This is a genomic window from Paenibacillus sp. FSL K6-2859 (assembly GCF_038008265.1).
Lineage (GTDB): Bacteria > Bacillota > Bacilli > Paenibacillales > Paenibacillaceae > Paenibacillus_AQ > Paenibacillus_AQ nitricinens.
This window is the reverse complement of sequence record NZ_JBBOYU010000001.1, coordinates 93,286-109,632: the sequence shown is the minus strand read 5'-3', so window position 1 is coordinate 109,632 and position 16,347 is coordinate 93,286. Positions and strand designations below refer to the sequence as shown.

General features: G+C 44.8%; 12 protein-coding genes, 1 tRNA gene and 2 rRNA genes. 2 read left to right on the top strand and 13 right to left on the bottom strand.

Going from position 1 to position 16,347, the window contains the following annotated elements:
* Positions 1 to 65: 65 nt before the first annotated feature.
* Together rluF and MHB64_RS00500 are read right to left on the bottom strand one after the other, a co-directional pair.
* Positions 66 to 767: a 23S rRNA pseudouridine(2604) synthase RluF gene (gene rluF / locus MHB64_RS00505; RefSeq protein ID WP_094873285.1), complete on the bottom strand. Its 702-nt coding sequence runs from the start codon at positions 765 to 767 to the stop codon at positions 66 to 68.
* Complete coding sequence (locus MHB64_RS00500) at positions 757 to 3,084, bottom strand: sensor histidine kinase (RefSeq protein ID WP_094873271.1); 2,328 nt, start codon at positions 3,082 to 3,084, stop codon at positions 757 to 759. The genes rluF and MHB64_RS00500 overlap by 11 nt, the downstream gene beginning before the upstream one ends.
* A 387-nt stretch (positions 3,085 to 3,471) precedes the next feature.
* Here MHB64_RS00500 and tadA point away from each other — a divergent pair, with 387 nt between their 5' ends.
* Together tadA and MHB64_RS00490 are read left to right on the top strand one after the other, a co-directional pair.
* Positions 3,472 to 3,957 carry a tRNA adenosine(34) deaminase TadA gene (tadA, locus tag MHB64_RS00495; RefSeq protein ID WP_256989982.1) on the top strand — a complete coding sequence of 162 codons (486 nt, stop codon included), beginning with the start codon at positions 3,472 to 3,474 and terminating at the stop codon, positions 3,955 to 3,957.
* Position 3,958: 1 nt separating this feature from the next.
* Entirely contained in the window at positions 3,959 to 4,528 is a 570-nt protein-coding gene (locus MHB64_RS00490; protein WP_094873274.1) for a GNAT family N-acetyltransferase, read from the top strand.
* A 110-nt stretch (positions 4,529 to 4,638) separates the two neighbouring features.
* Here MHB64_RS00490 and MHB64_RS00485 read toward each other — a convergent pair whose 3' ends face one another.
* The 11 genes from MHB64_RS00485 to MHB64_RS00435 form a co-directional block, all read right to left on the bottom strand.
* Positions 4,639 to 5,730 (bottom strand): hypothetical protein, encoded by a 1,092-nt coding sequence (locus tag MHB64_RS00485; protein WP_341133477.1) that lies wholly within the window; start codon positions 5,728 to 5,730, stop codon positions 4,639 to 4,641.
* A 102-nt stretch (positions 5,731 to 5,832) separates the two neighbouring features.
* A complete protein-coding gene (locus tag MHB64_RS00480; RefSeq protein ID WP_060623882.1) occupies positions 5,833 to 5,985 on the bottom strand; it encodes a small acid-soluble spore protein P in 153 nt (50 codons plus the stop codon).
* Positions 5,986 to 5,997: 12 nt separating this feature from the next.
* On the bottom strand, positions 5,998 to 6,339 hold the full coding sequence (locus MHB64_RS00475; RefSeq protein WP_094873278.1) for a hypothetical protein: 342 nt from the start codon (positions 6,337 to 6,339) through the stop codon (positions 5,998 to 6,000).
* A gap of 174 nt (positions 6,340 to 6,513) precedes the next feature.
* Positions 6,514 to 6,602: transfer RNA gene (locus tag MHB64_RS00470), tRNA-Ser, on the bottom strand.
* Positions 6,603 to 6,669: 67 nt separating this feature from the next.
* Complete coding sequence (gene serS, locus MHB64_RS00465) at positions 6,670 to 7,956, bottom strand: serine--tRNA ligase (RefSeq protein WP_094877834.1); 1,287 nt, start codon at positions 7,954 to 7,956, stop codon at positions 6,670 to 6,672.
* 73 nt (positions 7,957 to 8,029) lie between these two features.
* Positions 8,030 to 8,626 (bottom strand): pyridoxal 5'-phosphate synthase glutaminase subunit PdxT, encoded by a 597-nt coding sequence (gene pdxT / locus MHB64_RS00460; protein ID WP_341133476.1) that lies wholly within the window; start codon positions 8,624 to 8,626, stop codon positions 8,030 to 8,032.
* 18 nt (positions 8,627 to 8,644) lie between these two features.
* Positions 8,645 to 9,526 (bottom strand): pyridoxal 5'-phosphate synthase lyase subunit PdxS, encoded by an 882-nt coding sequence (pdxS, locus tag MHB64_RS00455; RefSeq protein ID WP_280789058.1) that lies wholly within the window; start codon positions 9,524 to 9,526, stop codon positions 8,645 to 8,647.
* A gap of 110 nt (positions 9,527 to 9,636) precedes the next feature.
* A complete protein-coding gene (locus MHB64_RS00450) occupies positions 9,637 to 10,983 on the bottom strand; it encodes a D-alanyl-D-alanine carboxypeptidase family protein (protein ID WP_094873287.1) in 1,347 nt (448 codons plus the stop codon).
* A 162-nt stretch (positions 10,984 to 11,145) separates the two neighbouring features.
* Positions 11,146 to 12,603, bottom strand: coding sequence for an IMP dehydrogenase (guaB, locus tag MHB64_RS00445; RefSeq protein WP_094873282.1), 1,458 nt, complete (start codon positions 12,601 to 12,603; stop codon positions 11,146 to 11,148).
* 430 nt (positions 12,604 to 13,033) lie between these two features.
* A 5S ribosomal RNA gene (gene rrf, locus MHB64_RS00440) occupies positions 13,034 to 13,150 on the bottom strand.
* A gap of 127 nt (positions 13,151 to 13,277) precedes the next feature.
* A 23S ribosomal RNA gene (locus MHB64_RS00435) occupies positions 13,278 to 16,206 on the bottom strand.
* Positions 16,207 to 16,347: the final 141 nt, after the last annotated feature.

The window sequence follows — 16,347 nt, the reverse complement described above, 5'->3', positions numbered from 1 at the left end:
AGGTCTTAGACCGATGGAGCAGCTCTTTTTTGACAAAATCTTATTCAAATCTAGGATCTTTTAAGCTATAGAAGTTGGTAGTTCAATGTAGCCCCAAGTTCTTGCTTCTCTTCAGCAGACAACTCACGCCATTCTCCTGTTTGTAATGCCCCTAGACGAATATTCATAATCCGAATGCGTTGCAGCTTTCTAACCTCGTAGCCAAAAGCGCTACACATACGGCGGATCTGCCGATTCTTACCCTCCGTCAAAATAATACGGAATACACGCTCTGTAATACGAGTAACCTCACAAGGTAGCGTCTTTTCACCCAATATCTTTACGCCACTGGACATACCGGTAATAAATGATGGCGTGATCGGTCTGTCTACAGTAACAACATACTCTTTTTCATGCCGACCTTCAGCCCGCAAAATCTTATTAACGATATCCCCATCGTTGGTAAGAAGAATTAAGCCTTCTGAATCCTTATCGAGCCGCCCAATCGGGAAGATTCGCTCATGATGACCTACAAAATCAACAATATTACCCTTAATATGCTGTTCTGTAGTTGAAGTGATGCCCACTGGCTTGTTTAACGCAATGTAAACCGTCTGGCTTGATGTTTCAAGCGCAACACCATCTATTCTTACATCATCGCCTGGAACAGCCTGACTGCCAAGCACAGCAGGTTGTCCGTTGATCGTAACTCTACCACCTTCCACCAGCTTATCTGCTTCACGGCGTGAACAGTATCCTGTCTCACTGATGAATTTATTAATTCTCACGTTGTCCTTCACTCCGTTCATCCTTAATATTAAGCCAAGAGGTATCCGTACCAGCTGCAGGCAGCTTGATCATAACAGTTGTCCCTTGACCCACTTCACTTTGTATTTCCAAATGACCCTTATGAGCCTGAATAATACGTTGACTAATCATTAGCCCTAAGCCTGTTCCCGATTCCTTATTGGTGAAGAAGGGCTCACCCAGTTTAGGCAGCATATCCTTAGGAATTCCTTCGCCTTGATCTGAAATAAGAATGAAAACAGAATCCAGGGTATTTCTTAACTCCATTGAAATCACACCACCATCAGGCATGGCTTCAATAGCATTTTTGACGATGTTAATAAACACCTGCTTGAGCTGGTTCACTTCACAATGTACGGTAGATGGGTATTCAGAGAACGTAGTACTAAACTGAATCCCAAACAAATGAGCTTGACTGTCTAAAAGAGAAACCACATCCCCAAGGATATCCCGTACATCTTTTTCCTGAAAATGAACAGCTTGAGGCTTGGCCAAAATCAAAAATTCACTTACGATCAGATTAATCCGCTCGAGCTCAGATAACATTAGTTCAATATGGAGGGGGACCAAAATCTGCTTTTCTTGTTGAAGCTGCAGAAATCCTTTTAGCGTTGTAAGTGGATTTCTGATCTCATGTGCAACTCCAGCGGCTAATTGGCCTACTGTAGTCAGTTTCTCAGAGCGTCTAAGCAGTTCTTCCATACGGTTACGTTCCGTCATATCACGTGAGACGTGAATAAAGGAATGTGGATACCCGTCTTCATCACGAATCACTGAGGTACTAACACTAACTTCAACAATTGTTCCATCCCGTTTAAGTCTTACGGTTTCAATTGGTGGTAGAGCCGCACCACTCTTTAACGCATCAAGCCGCTCTTCCTCCTGCTTAAGCGCTGTCGCAGGCACAAGGTAAGGCTTATTCCCTAGCACCTCTTTGGCACTCCATCCATACAGTTCTTCGAAGGCTCTGTTCGTACTAGTAATTCGGCCGTCCATATCAATTGTATGTATCGCATCAGAGGTCCCATTAATGACGGATTCCAAATGTTCCTTAACTGCTCGGTTCTCTTCCAGTGTCTGTTTGAGCCGATTGGTGCGCTGCATGAGATGAGCTGTCATAGCGTTGATTCGTAGTGCCAATTGCCCTAACTCATCCCGGCTAGTTACCTTGAGTGGAGGCTCGAATTTCCCTTTGGCCACATCGTTCACTTTGGCAAGTATCGCCTGAATCGGACGAGTAACAAATCCAGACAGTATGTAACTGCATAACAAGAATAATGTAAGTAATAACAGAGATGTTGTCAGATTATTAATTAATTGTTCATGAACCACTGATGAAATTACGGAGTAATCCAATACGACTCCAATCACATAAGCCTTCAGTCCAGGAGATTCGATAGGAATATAGCTTTTGAGCACTCTTTCCCCATGTACCTTCATCTCAAGTGTAACCGGCTTCTGCTTCTCTTGAGCTAATAGAATCGCCGCTCTATCCCGCTCCAGATTACCATAAGTATAAGTACCATACTTAATGGGGCGGTTACCAAGATTCTTATTCAATGCGTCACTTCCGTCAGCCTTCATACTCGCCGAACCAAATGTCACTGGGTTAAATCCTGTGAGTTCTAAGATCCCTGGATTAGCTTCTTTGGTCAGCGCTGCAATTTGATCAGGATTGGTAATTTTGACATAGTCGCTGGCTGCATTATTGAGGATAACAGGGTTTATGATGTAGTTACTTGCTTCATCATGATAATATCCCCACTTCTCAATGAAATCGAGATTATAGGTTGAATAATCAAATGGGCCTGACCAAAAATGGTCCAAGGCCTGCCCCTGACCCACGGATACCTCCTGATTATCGAACAACTCCAAAAAGGCCAGGTGCCAGTACCCCCAGTCCTTTGTGGACACCCCAATATCACCAGGCACCGAAGACCTTGCTATTACAATATCGTTATCAGTCTTTACCAGAATTGAAATATTAGACACGCCCACCTTGGAAGTTAGGACCTTAAGTTCTTCATTCGTGATATTCTTATAATCGGGATCCAGCTCCTCGGAGGCAAAGATAGCCGCCATCCTTAAATTATGCGCAATTTGATATTCTACATAGTTAGAGCTATAGTTACTTTGTTCTACAGAAACGGCCATTTGCATAGCGGTTAGTTGCATATTATTAATGCTTTCATTCCGTAGATTGTTTTGGGCGGCATAAAGGTTAAATGTCAGGTTCAGTGCTAAAATTAGCAACACCGCCCCAAAAATAATAGCAGATAGTTTTGTCTTTATGGACAAACTGTTTGTTCACCTCTTATCCACTGGTAAATCCTTGCGGGGCCTACAATAAACATCATACCTTTTGCCCTCACATTTGAAAAGACATTTCAATGAAGCGTTACAATTCAAGAAATATTGAAATTTAAAAGGTCTTTCTCTACAATATACAAATATAAATGCCTTCGGCGTCCTAATAAGAATGGGAAGCGTCTAAGAAACCATCCACAACTTATGCACATATAAACATTTTATTATAAAACGATGTGTACAAAAATGTGCATAAGTAGGCGGTTATCCACAGAGTTATGCACATTTTGTTAAGAACGAATATTTGTTCGTTGTACAATGGATATAAAGGAAGGGAAGATGATCTTGAATATTAAAGCAGGTGAATCGCTAGATGATATGCGAGCGGTTCATGAACATTGGATGAGGCAGGCGATAGCAGAAGCCCGCAAAGCTGAAGCATTAGGGGAGGTTCCCATTGGGGCAGTGATCGTACGGCATGGTGAAATTATCGGACGCGGATACAATTTAAGAGAAACTACAATGGATTCTACAGCGCATGCAGAAATGGTTGCCATTCGTGAGGCCAGCAATGTCATGAACTCGTGGCGTCTATTGGATTGCCAGCTGTATGTTACTTTAGAGCCTTGTCCGATGTGTGCAGGAGCGATTGTACAATCAAGAGTACCACTCACTGTGTATGGCACGCCTGATCCTAAGGCTGGATGTGCTGGGACCCTCATGAATCTGTTAGAAGAACCGCGTTTTAACCATCGCACCGAAGTGATTCAGGGGATTTTACAAGAAGATTGTGCAGACCTACTAACCTCATTCTTTCGCCGTTTACGTCAAAAACCATCGAAGGAAGACAAAGGAGAGACCTGAAATGACCCTTACTTTATATCATACCTCACATGGCATCTATATTTCTCCACTAGAGCTAAAGGATACAGAGGACTTACTGGAGCTGCGTTTGAATAATCGGGTAACGCATGAACCATTTGAACCACAACGCGATGAGCAATTCTACACTTTGGAGAGTCAACAACGGATCATTAATCAGCGTCTGGAGGATGCTCTGGAGGACAGAGCCTATATGTTCGGTGTCTATCTGCTTGATGGACAATTAATAGGTCAAATCACGCTGTCTAATGTCTCAAGAGGTGTAGCACAGTATGCTGATTTAGGCTATCTAATGGATCATCGGATGCAGGCAAAAGGTTACATGACCGCTGCAGTCGGATTAGTTCTAGGCTACGCTTTTCGAGCCTTAGGTCTTCATAGGGTTCAGGCAGCCGTCTTATTGCATAATGAGGCTTCTCGGAGGGTGCTGGAGAAGAGCGGATTTAAACCTGAAGGTATCGCCCGCCAGTATCTCAAAATAAACGGCCATTGGCAGGATCATCAAACCTACGCAATATTAGCCGAAGATATGCTGCCGGATGAACACAAATAACTTTCTACTGACTCGTTCAAGATTAATAATCTTATTGTTCTAATAAAAAAAGACCCGCATGGGCGTAAATCATACGCTGGCATGCGGGTCTTTCTCTCGTAACTTCTTAATTAATAAGTCCCCAAGCTACCGAATTGTTCCTCTAGTTGATCCATTGTAATTACATCATCACCTTGAGGAATGCCAATCTTAAACACTGGCTTCTCGTTAATCTTGTCATATTGACCTGTTCCGTTTATAGAGAAGGCTACGTTCGTACCATCTTCCGGATCATTTACTTTAATGTCCATCAATAAATCCTGATACACAGCAAATCCGTCTTTATTGATCGCCGTATTGTAATGGAACTGATTGATCGTAAGATACTTATCAAGATCAGCCAAGCTCTTATCGAATTCAGTTCTAGTCTCACTCGATGTGATCTCTTCTTTAGCCTTAGCCAGATCCGCATCATTAATTTGCAGCATATCCTTGTACTCTTCCTTGCTCACAATATCAATGATTTTAGGCAGGGCATTATTCACGAAGATAGTGATTGCTTCTTTAACATTATCGTTCGTCACTTGGAACTGAACGACCTGTTTAGCTTCTACACCCTCTGGTAAATTTGCATCCGTTGGACTAAGCTCATTAAAATATTTTCCTTCATCATATTCCGCTAATACAGTGTCCATTACTTCATTAGAGAACTTTTGCATTTTCTGTGTATCAAGAGAGCTGGGATTAAACTCAGCACCCTCTTGCTCTGCCAACGCCTTTAGATCCACTTCTACAAATTTATTGACGATGGTCTCCGGAATCGGAAAGAACGGAATCGATGGAATCTTAACATACAGCTTCTCAGTGGTCATCACCATAGGGACATTGAAGCTCATGCTCATATCTCCCTTAAGATTCAGAACCATAGTTAGCTCTGTCTGCATTGGATCAGCCTGGTAAACACCGTCAATAGTTATATCAGCGTTCTTAAGCATGCTGAGTACCTGTGTGGTCATTGCAGCAGATTCAGCGTCAGCGGTCTCGATGGTTAGATCGTTGATCGAGAATTTACTCTTCATTTCATATGAAGACATCGCAGTCGCTTTTGTAGCGGCTGATTTTAAGGCCTCTTTTGGCGCCTCCTGTTTACTTCCACATCCCGGCAGAATTACCGCTGCTGTAAGCAACAGTGCCGCGGCGGATAAACCCCATTTTTTGTTCATTATTTTTCTCCTCTCCCATGTAAAAAAAATCTCCCCCCCTTATGATAAACTATTTGTAAAAATCAAGAAACACTTCTTTATAATTGTTATTGTTTTTATTTATTATCCTTGCGGATTATGATGGTCAACATGATTAGCCTGCTTCACCTTTTTAGAGCCAGAAAGTGGCTCTGGTGCAGAAGAATTATGCTCCTTTCTGCGCTCGCCATCGTTAGGCTGTGCCCCGGGAACTGGAATACTTTTCGGCTTTGACATTGTTCATTCCTCCTAAGGATTAGTTATACTCTGTAGCGCCTGAGCACACTCGTGAATTTGTCGTGAATACTGTTGTGCTAATAGCTGTACTGCATCATTGTGCTCATCAATATGAATTCCACTCTGCTCCACATCAAGCAGATCAACAGCGACCTCCCTGCTATCTACATATCTGCAGCGAAAATCAAGTGAGTACCCTTGACGTCCCGCAGCATTAAAATGAATAAGCAGACTATTCGGATCACCTTCATCCGCTAGTACATTGAAACTGTCCCCATCCTCCATTAACGCAGGCAGGCGTTCTTGCCAGGCCGAGACAAGATTATGCTGATCTACTTCCAATTGTCTGTCCATAATTATGATCATCCTCCTTCCCTAATACATTGCGGAGAAATCAATCTTTTTATTCTCAATGGAACTAGGTTCATCAAACAATGCCTGAAACTGCACCATTTCAAGCACAACAAAAAAACCGCCTCCAAAGGAGACGGCTTCTATCTGCTTATTTCTTATAGTTTCATAAAGGAATGGCGGAGAGGGTGGGATTCGAACCCACGTGAGCTTGCACTCTAACGGTTTTCAAGACCGCCCCGTTATGACCGCTTCGGTACCTCTCCAAATGCATATAAATTTCACATGCATTAGTAATTGTAACCTAGAGTGCGATTAAAAGCAACTGTTTTCTTAAATATTTTTAGGTTGGATCGATTTCACATTGCGCATATACGGTTGTAGACATTCTGGAATCAGAACACTGCCATCCTCTTGCTGATAATTCTCAAGAATCGCTGCAACAGTACGCCCAACAGCCAAAGCAGATCCGTTCAGTGTATGAACAAATTCAGGTTTAGATTTCGGATCTTTACGGAAACGAATATTTGCCCGACGCGCTTGGAAGTCCTCTGTATTCGAGCAAGAAGAGATTTCACGGTACATTCCACTCTCAGGCAGCCATACTTCCAAATCATACGTCTTAGCCGATGTAAAGCCCATATCAGCTGTACATAGCCCAAGTACGCGATAAGGCAATCCAAGAAGCTGCAGGACGCGCTCAGCATCTGCTGTCATTTTCTCTAACTCCTCATAAGAGGATTCAGGTGTAGTAAGCTTTACCAGCTCTACTTTGTTGAATTGATGCTGACGGATCAGACCGCGAGTATCACGGCCAGCCGAACCCGCCTCAGAACGGAAACAAGAGCTGTATGCTACATGATACTTAGGTAGATCTGCTGCAGTCAAAATCTCTTCGCGATAGTAGTTGGTTACAGGTACTTCCGCTGTCGGAATCAAATAGTATTCAGTGTCACGTAACTTAAACAGATCTTCCTCAAACTTAGGAAGTTGTCCCGTTCCGTACAAGCTGTCTTTATTCACAATGTAAGGCGGCAGCATTTCTTCATAATTATGCTCCCCGCTGTGCAGATCCATCATAAAGTTAATAAGCGCCCGCTCTAAACGTGCTCCCAGTCCTTTATAAAAAACAAACCGTGATCCCGTAACCTTCGCTGCAGCTTCAAAATCAATAATATCGAGCTGCTGCGCAAGCTCCCAATGTGATTTCGGAGTAAATCCGAATTCTTTTGGCTCCGACCAGCGACGCAATTCTACGTTATCATCCTCAGATTTACCAACTGGAACTGAATCATGCGGAATATTCGGAATACTCATAGTAAGTTCAGCAATCTGAACTTCCAATTCACGCACTTCGTCATCAAGCTCTTTAATGCGGTCAGATACCGTACGCATTTCTGCAATTAGGTCATCTGCAGGCTCACCATTCTTTTTCTTCTTAGCTACTTCACCAGACACCGTATTACGACGGTTCTTAAGACCTTCTGTTTCTTGCAGTAATTCACGTCTGCGTAGATCAAGTTGTGGAAAATCAGCAATTAAATCCAGTGATTTACCCCGTTTCTCTAAAGCTTGTTCAACTCGAGCGTAATCACTGCGTAATACTTTTACGTCTAACACAAAGTTTCCCTCCTGAAAACAGCCTAAACTCTTTCAAATTGCTGCTTACAGCTTTGAAAGAGTCAGGATGTTCTTATATGCGATTCTGTTGTTGCACTTGCCTAGTAGCCTCTACCATATCAGCAAAATATTGATGCAGTCTGAAATCATCGGTCAATTCTGGATGAAAGGAAGACACCAGCAGGTTACCCTCCCGTGCAGTTACAATCTCATCATTATAGACTGTAAGTACATCTACACCCGGGCCTACCTCGTTGATAAGCGGTGCACGTATAAAAACAGCACGAACTGGCTCATCAATTCCTTTAACCTTCAGATCACATTCAAAGCTTTCCCGTTGACGACCGAATGCATTCCGAGCCACCGTAATGTCCATTAGCTCCAAATGCCCTGGTTCGCCGCCGGCAATTTGTTTGGCCAGAACAATCATACCCGCGCATGTTCCAAAAATCGGCTTGCCCTGATTGGAGAAATTACGTATGGCTTCGATGAAGCCATATTTTCGCATCAGTTTACCGATCGTTGTACTCTCACCACCAGGAATAATTAGGCCATCAACCTCCTCAAGCTGCTCTACCCGCTTGATAGGTACGCCCACTGCTCCCGTCTTCTCTATACTAACAATATGCTCCGTAACTGCGCCTTGAAGCGCCAGCACTCCTATTTTCATCCGGCAACCTTCTCTCTATTAACGGCCACGCTCCGACATACGTTCAGCCGGGGTTAGAGTTGCAATATCAATCCCCTTCATGGGTGCGCCAAGGTTCTTAGATACTTCTGCAATCAGTTTGTAATCCGTATAGTGTGTAGTGGCTTCAACGATCGCACGGGCAAATTTCTCAGGGTTGTCCGATTTAAAAATACCTGAGCCTACAAACACACCATCCGCACCTAGATGCATCATCAGGGCAGCATCGGCAGGAGTTGCTACACCGCCAGCAGCAAAGTTAACAACCGGCAGCTTACCAAGCTCATGCACTTCAAGCAGTAGCTCGTAAGCAACTCCCAGGTTCTTAGCTTCATTATATAGCTCATCCTTGGACAAATTAGTTACTTTGCGGATTTGACTATTGATAAAGCGCATATGACGCACTGCTTCAACAATGTTGCCTGTTCCTGGTTCACCTTTCGTACGGATCATGGATGCACCTTCATTAATACGTCTCAAGGCTTCACCCAAGTCTTTAGCTCCACATACGAACGGAACAGTGAACTCACGTTTATTAATATGGAAGACTTCATCAGCAGGAGTAAGAACTTCACTCTCATCCAAATAGTCAACACCCAAGGATTCCAAAACCTTTGCTTCTACGTAATGGCCAATACGAGCCTTAGCCATAACAGGGATACTTACCACTTTGATAACTTCTTCTACAATTGTAGGATCGGCCATCCGTGCTACACCGCCAGCTGCGCGAATATCAGAAGGCACGCGTTCCAATGCCATAACAGCTACTGCACCCGCAGCCTCAGCAATTTTTGCTTGTTCTGCATTCATGACGTCCATAATGACGCCGCCTTTTTGCATTTCTGCCATGCCTCTTTTAACGCGCGATGTTCCAGTTTCCATGTCCTAGCCCCCCGAATGATCTATCTTAATCTAACTTGTAATTTTACCCCAATGAAGGGAAATATACAATCCACTTACTCGGATTAACGCAATTTTCAATGCTATATTCATTAGAACAAGTTCTTGATCCCTGTAAATAAATCGCCGAAGAAATCTCCAATGGCTCTAAGGAATAAACTGAACCAACCGGCTTTTTCCGCTTCTTCGGCAGTAATCAGATTAACTGTCTTCTGCTGAACATCAGACATGCCTTCAACTTGGTAGGAATAAGTAACCTTACCCACTTTAGCAGATTGTTCTATAGGAGCAACTAAGGTTGCTGGATCATTGATTTCAACGGTTGTTTTAATTTGAGGGGAGGTTGTTCCCTTAGGGACGATAAACGAAACAGCTTCATCCGTAACTACAGACACCTTTTTATTTTTCCCTTTAAGAACTGGCACGGTTTCGTTGCCGGCTAACACTGCTTTAGGCGCTACAACCTGTTTAATTTCAAAATTATTAAATCCGAAATCAAGTACTTTCTTCGTCTCTGTAAAACGGTGTGGCTCTGTATTAGCCCCCATTACTACACTGATCAGACGCATACCATCACGTTCAGCTGTACCTGCAAAACAATATTTAGCTCTAGCGGTATGGCCTGTTTTCAAACCATCCAGTCCCTCATAAGCATAAGCCTTAAAATTCTGTATATTCTTATTCGATTCCAACATCCAGTTAAAGTTAATCATTGGAGCAGTATCGCGTTCACGGAACTTATAAGACTGAACCGTTGTAAATCTATTAAAATCAGGATGATCAGTAACAATATATTTGGCAAGAATAGCAGCATCCATCGCTGACATTACGTTTTCTTTCTTATCAGTTGAGCGGTACTTCTTAGGCATGTCAGCTTTGTCTAGTCCAGTAGAATTAACAAAATAGGCAGTTTTCATACCCATCTTCTGGGCAGTCTGATTCATTAGCTCTACGAATTCCAATTCTGACCCGGATACTAGTTCTGCCAAAGCGACTGTAGCATCATTTGCAGATCCGACAGCCATTGCTATGTACAGCTCTTCAACCGTATGCTCGTCTTTTTCCGCTAGAAAAATACGTGAGCCAACCTGTTTAGACGCATTTTCCCCTACTATGACTTTTTGATCCCATGAAATCTGTCCAGTCTTCACCGCTTCTGCTACAAGATACTCTGTCATCATCTTAGTCATACTTGCTGGAGGCAAAGCCTCATCTGCATTCATAGATAGAAGAATTTCACCTGTTGTTGGTTCTATTAGAACCGCAGATTTCAAATTTAGTCCCAGTGATTCTACAGAAGGGATCTTTACTGCTTTCTGAGTCGTCTGAGTTGCAGTTCCGGCTTGTATGGTCGTAGTCGTACCTTCCTCTGCGAATGCCGGAAGTGGAGTGGAAACTAACATATTTAAAAGCAGACCTACTGTCGCTGTCTTAATCATAAATTGCTTACCGTTAAATTTCTGTTTGTGCTTCAATGATTACTACTCTCCTTTTAAACCTCATATCAATAGCTTGTTCTATTCTAACACAGGGGTACACGCAAAAAAAGACAGACAGGACGAAATAGTCCTGTCTGTCCAAAAAATAGTACGGTTAGTCCATTATACGGAATAGTTTGGCGCTTCTTTCGTAATTTGCACATCATGTGGGTGGCTTTCACGAAGTCCAGCACTTGTGATGCGAATGAAAGAAGTATCATTGCGAAGTTCTTCCAAAGACTTTGTACCACAATAACCCATACCCGAGCGCAATCCCCCGATCAATTGATGAACTGTATCTGAAAGAGGTCCTTTAAATGCAATACGTCCCTCAATTCCTTCAGGAACAAGCTTTTTATCGTCATCTTGAAAATAACGGTCTTTACTGCCTTGTTTCATGGCGCTCATACTGCCCATACCACGATATACTTTAAATTTACGGCCTTGATAAAGCTCCGATTCTCCTGGGCTCTCTTCTGTACCCGCAAACATACTTCCCATCATTACTGCATGAGCACCAGCGGCAATAGCCTTAGTGATTTCACCGGAGTACTTGATTCCACCGTCAGCGATGACAGGAACTCCGTACTCACGAGCAACCGTTGCACAATCATAAATGGCTGTAACCTGCGGCACACCGATACCAGCGATAACTCGTGTTGTACAGATAGATCCAGGTCCAATACCTACTTTAACTACAGAAGCTCCAGCTTCAATAAGTTCACGGGTTGCTTCACCTGTAGCCACATTACCAGCAACAATCGTAAGATCAGGATACAATTCACGAATTTGGCGAACCGCTTCAATAATATTAATGTGGTGACCATGTGCAGAATCGACGACGATCAAATCGACACCTGATTTCACTAACGCTGCAGTACGCTCGAATGTATCTTTAGAGATACCAACAGCTGCTCCAACTAGTAAGCGACCCTGTGCATCTTTCGCTCCGTTAGGGAACTGAATCGCCTTCTCGATATCTTTAATTGTGATTAGGCCCTTAAGAACGTTATTCTCGTCCACCAGCGGCAATTTCTCAATTTTATGACGTTGTAAGATGCCTTCTGCTTCTTGAAGTGTCGTACCTACAGCAGCAGTCACGAGATTCTCATGTGTCATAACTTCTTTGATTGGAATATTAAAGTCATGAATAAAACGTAAATCTCTATTAGTTAGAATACCGACCAGTTTGTTGTCACTGTCTACAATCGGTACTCCGGAAATACGATATTTACCCATCAGCAGTTCAGCATCGGATACCAGATGTTCTGCTGAAAGAGAGAATGGGTTAGTAATAACTCCGCTCTCGGAACGTTTTACACGATCCACTTCTTCCGCTTGCTGCTCTACAGGCATATTCTTGTGAATAATCCCGATACCACCCTCACGAGCAATAGCAATGGCCATAGCCGCTTCTGTGACTGTGTCCATACCTGCACTCATAAGCGGGATGTTCAACTTCACATTCTTACTTAGAACTGTAGTCAAATCTACTTCCTTCGGCAGTACCTCAGATTTACGCGGAACCAACAGCACATCATCAAAAGTCAGACCTTCTTTACCAAACTTATCTTTCCACACCTGGGTCATTCCTCCTCGGTTGTTTTTAAATTATACCCGCCTACAAACTTTATAAAAGAAGAACCTTCGACTTTAAGTCCATTCACGACAGACAACTCTGTACATCTGGAAGTTGAACAAGTTCATATCTTCAATTTAGGTTTGAGATGCTTATCCAAAAATATATTATTGCCATCTTAGCAAAGGGCATTTGGACTGTCAAGAACATTACATCATCAGAGTAGGTATTCAAAAAACGACTCCCGCGTAAGCGAATTATTGGACTATTGTCCGCACAGAGTGGACATTTAGTGGTGAAATTATACAGTCCACCATACCCATCACCAATGCTTACACCTATCTCTAATGTAGTATCTCAAATAAACCCTAATGAATTCTTCAATAATACAACAAAAAGACCACTGTCGATGACTCAACAGTGGTCTTGCGTGCTTGGCAACGTCCTACTCTCCCAGGACCCTTCGGTCCAAGTACCATCGGCGCTGGAGGGCTTAACGGTCGTGTTCGGGATGGGTACGCGTGGAACCCCTCCGCTATCGCCACCAAACATGCGTCTGTGAAACAGACGCTGTCGCGTGAAATTTGCTTCATCACAGAAGTGTGAATAAATTCCATAGCGTAATCCAGGCTTGATGCCTGAAAACTGAATCCGAATTGAATTTGCGTCTTAAGTATAGGATAAGCCCTCGACCGATTAGTATTGGTCAGCTCCATGCATTACTGCACTTCCACCTCCAACCTATCTACCTCGTCGTCTTCAAGGGGTCTTACTAATTGGGAAATCTCATCTTGAGGGGGGCTTCACGCTTAGATGCTTTCAGCGCTTATCCCGTCCGTACGTAGCTACTCAGCCATGCTCCTGGCGGAACAACTGATGCACCAGCGGTACGTCCATCCCGGTCCTCTCGTACTAAGGACAGCTCCTCTCAAATTTCCTGCGCCCACGACAGATAGGGACCGAACTGTCTCACGACGTTCTGAACCCAGCTCGCGTACCGCTTTAATGGGCGAACAGCCCAACCCTTGGGACCTACTTCAGCCCCAGGATGCGATGAGCCGACATCGAGGTGCCAAACCTCCCCGTCGATGTGGACTCTTGGGGGAGATAAGCCTGTTATCCCCAGGGTAGCTTTTATCCGTTGAGCGATGGCCCTTCCATGCGGTACCACCGGATCACTAAGTCCGACTTTCGTCCCTGCTCGACTTGTAGGTCTCGCAGTCAAGCTCCCTTATGCCTTTGCACTCTTCGAATGATTTCCAACCATTCTGAGGGAACCTTGGAACGCCTCCGTTACTCTTTAGGAGGCGACCGCCCCAGTCAAACTGCCCGCCTGACACGGTCCCCGTACCGGATTACGGTACTAGGTTAGAACCTAGATACGATCAGGGTGGTATCCCAACGGCGCCTCCACCGAAGCTTGCGCTCCGATTTCTACGGCTCCCACCTATCCTGTACAGATCGTACCCAAATTCAATATCAAGCTGCAGTAAAGCTCCATGGGGTCTTTCCGTCTTGTCGCGGGTAACCTGCATCTTCACAGGTATTAAAATTTCACCGGATCTCTCGTTGAGACAGCGCCCAAGTCGTTACGCCATTCGTGCGGGTCAGAATTTACCTGACAAGGAATTTCGCTACCTTAGGACCGTTATAGTTACGGCCGCCGTTTACTGGGGCTTCGGTTCATAGCTTCGGGTTACCCCTAACCACTCCCCTTAACCTTCCAGCACCGGGCAGGCGTCAGCCCGTATACTTCGCCTTGCGGCTTCGCACAGACCTGTGTTTTTGCTAAACAGTCGCTTGGGCCTTTTCACTGCGGCCCCCTCGTGCTATTCACACTACCGGGGCACCCCTTCTCCCGAAGTTACGGGGTCATTTTGCCGAGTTCCTTAACGAGAGTTCTTCCGCGCGCCTTAGAATTCTCTTCTCGCCTACCTGTGTCGGTTTGCGGTACGGGCACCTTCTCCTGGCTAGAGGCTTTTCTTGGCAGTGTGAGATCATGACCTTCGCTACTGTAATTTTCGCTCCCCATCACAGCCCAGCCTTAACGATGTGCGGATTTGCCTACACATCAGCCTCACTGCTTAGACGGACATATCCATCAGTCCGCGTCACTACCCTCCTGCGTCACCCCATCGCTCATAGCGGATTACGGTGGTACAGTAATTTCAAACTGTTGTCCTTCGACTACGCCTTTCGGCCTCGCCTTAGGTCCCGACTTACCCTGAGCGGACGAGCCTTCCTCAGGAAACCTTGGGCTTTCGGCGGATCAGATTCTCACTGATCTTTTCGTTACTCATACCGGCATTCTCACTTGTATGCTGTCCAGCGCTCCTTACGGTACACCTTCAACCCACATACAACGCTCCCCTACCCCAGATACATACGTATCTAGCCATAGCTTCGGTGGTGTGTTTAGCCCCGTTACATTTTCGGCGCAGAGTCACTCGACCAGTGAGCTATTACGCACTCTTTCAATGGTGGCTGCTTCTAAGCCAACATCCTGGTTGTCTGTGCAACTCCACATCCTTTCCCACTTAACACACACTTGGGGACCTTAGCTGATGGTCTGGGCTGTTTCCCTTTTGACAATGGATCTTAGCACTCACTGTCTGACTCCCGGCAATAAGTATATGGCATTCGGAGTTTGACTGAGCTTGGTAATCCTTGCGGACCCCGCACCCAATCAGTGCTCTACCTCCACTACTCTTATACCGAGGCTAGCCCTAAAGCTATTTCGGGGAGAACCAGCTATCTCCGAGTTCGATTGGAATTTCTCCGCTACCCCCACCTCATCCCCGCATTTTTCAACATGCGTGGGTTCGGGCCTCCAGTGCGTGTTACCGCACCTTCACCCTGGACAGGGGTAGATCACACGGTTTCGGGTCTACGTCCACATACTAAATCGCCCTATTCAGACTCGCTTTCGCTGCGGCTCCGTCTTCTCGACTTAACCTTGCATGTTAAACGTAACTCGCCGGTTCATTCTACAAAAGGCACGCCATCACCCATTAATAGGGCTCTGACTTTTTGTAAGCACACGGTTTCAGGTTCTATTTCACTCCCCTTCCGGGGTGCTTTTCACCTTTCCCTCACGGTACTGTTTCACTATCGGTCGCCAGGTAGTATTTAGCCTTAGCAGATGGTCCTGCTGGATTCATACGGGGTTTCACGTGCCCCGCACTACTCGGGATCCGTCTCGGAGAGAACACAGTTTAGGCTACAGGGCTTTTACCTCTATCGCGGGCCTTTCCAGACCTCTTCGCCTACCATATTCCTTTGTAACTCCATGTGAGACGTCCCACAACCCCTAAGAGCAAGCTCTTAGGTTTAGGCTGTTCCGCGTTCGCTCGCCGCTACTGACGGAATCACTATTGTTTTCTCTTCCTCAGGGTACTTAGATGTTTCAGTTCCCCTGGTCTGCCTCTACATCTCCTATGTGTTCAGAGATGAGTAACTGCGAATTACCACAGCTGGGTTTCCCCATTCGGACACCCCCGGATCAAAGCTTGCTTACAGCTCCCCGAGGCAGTTTCGTTGTTCGCCACGTCCTTCGTCGGCTCCTGGCGCCTAGGCATCCTCCGTGTGCTCTTATTAGCTTAACCTTGATTTTTCCGTAGGAAAATATCATACAATGACATTTCTCTTGGAATCATCTCACTAATAACATTTACTTGTTTGCACAAGTTGCTAAAAGATGTTCTAAAACGCAAATTCGTTTCGGTATCCAGTTTTCAAGGATCAAG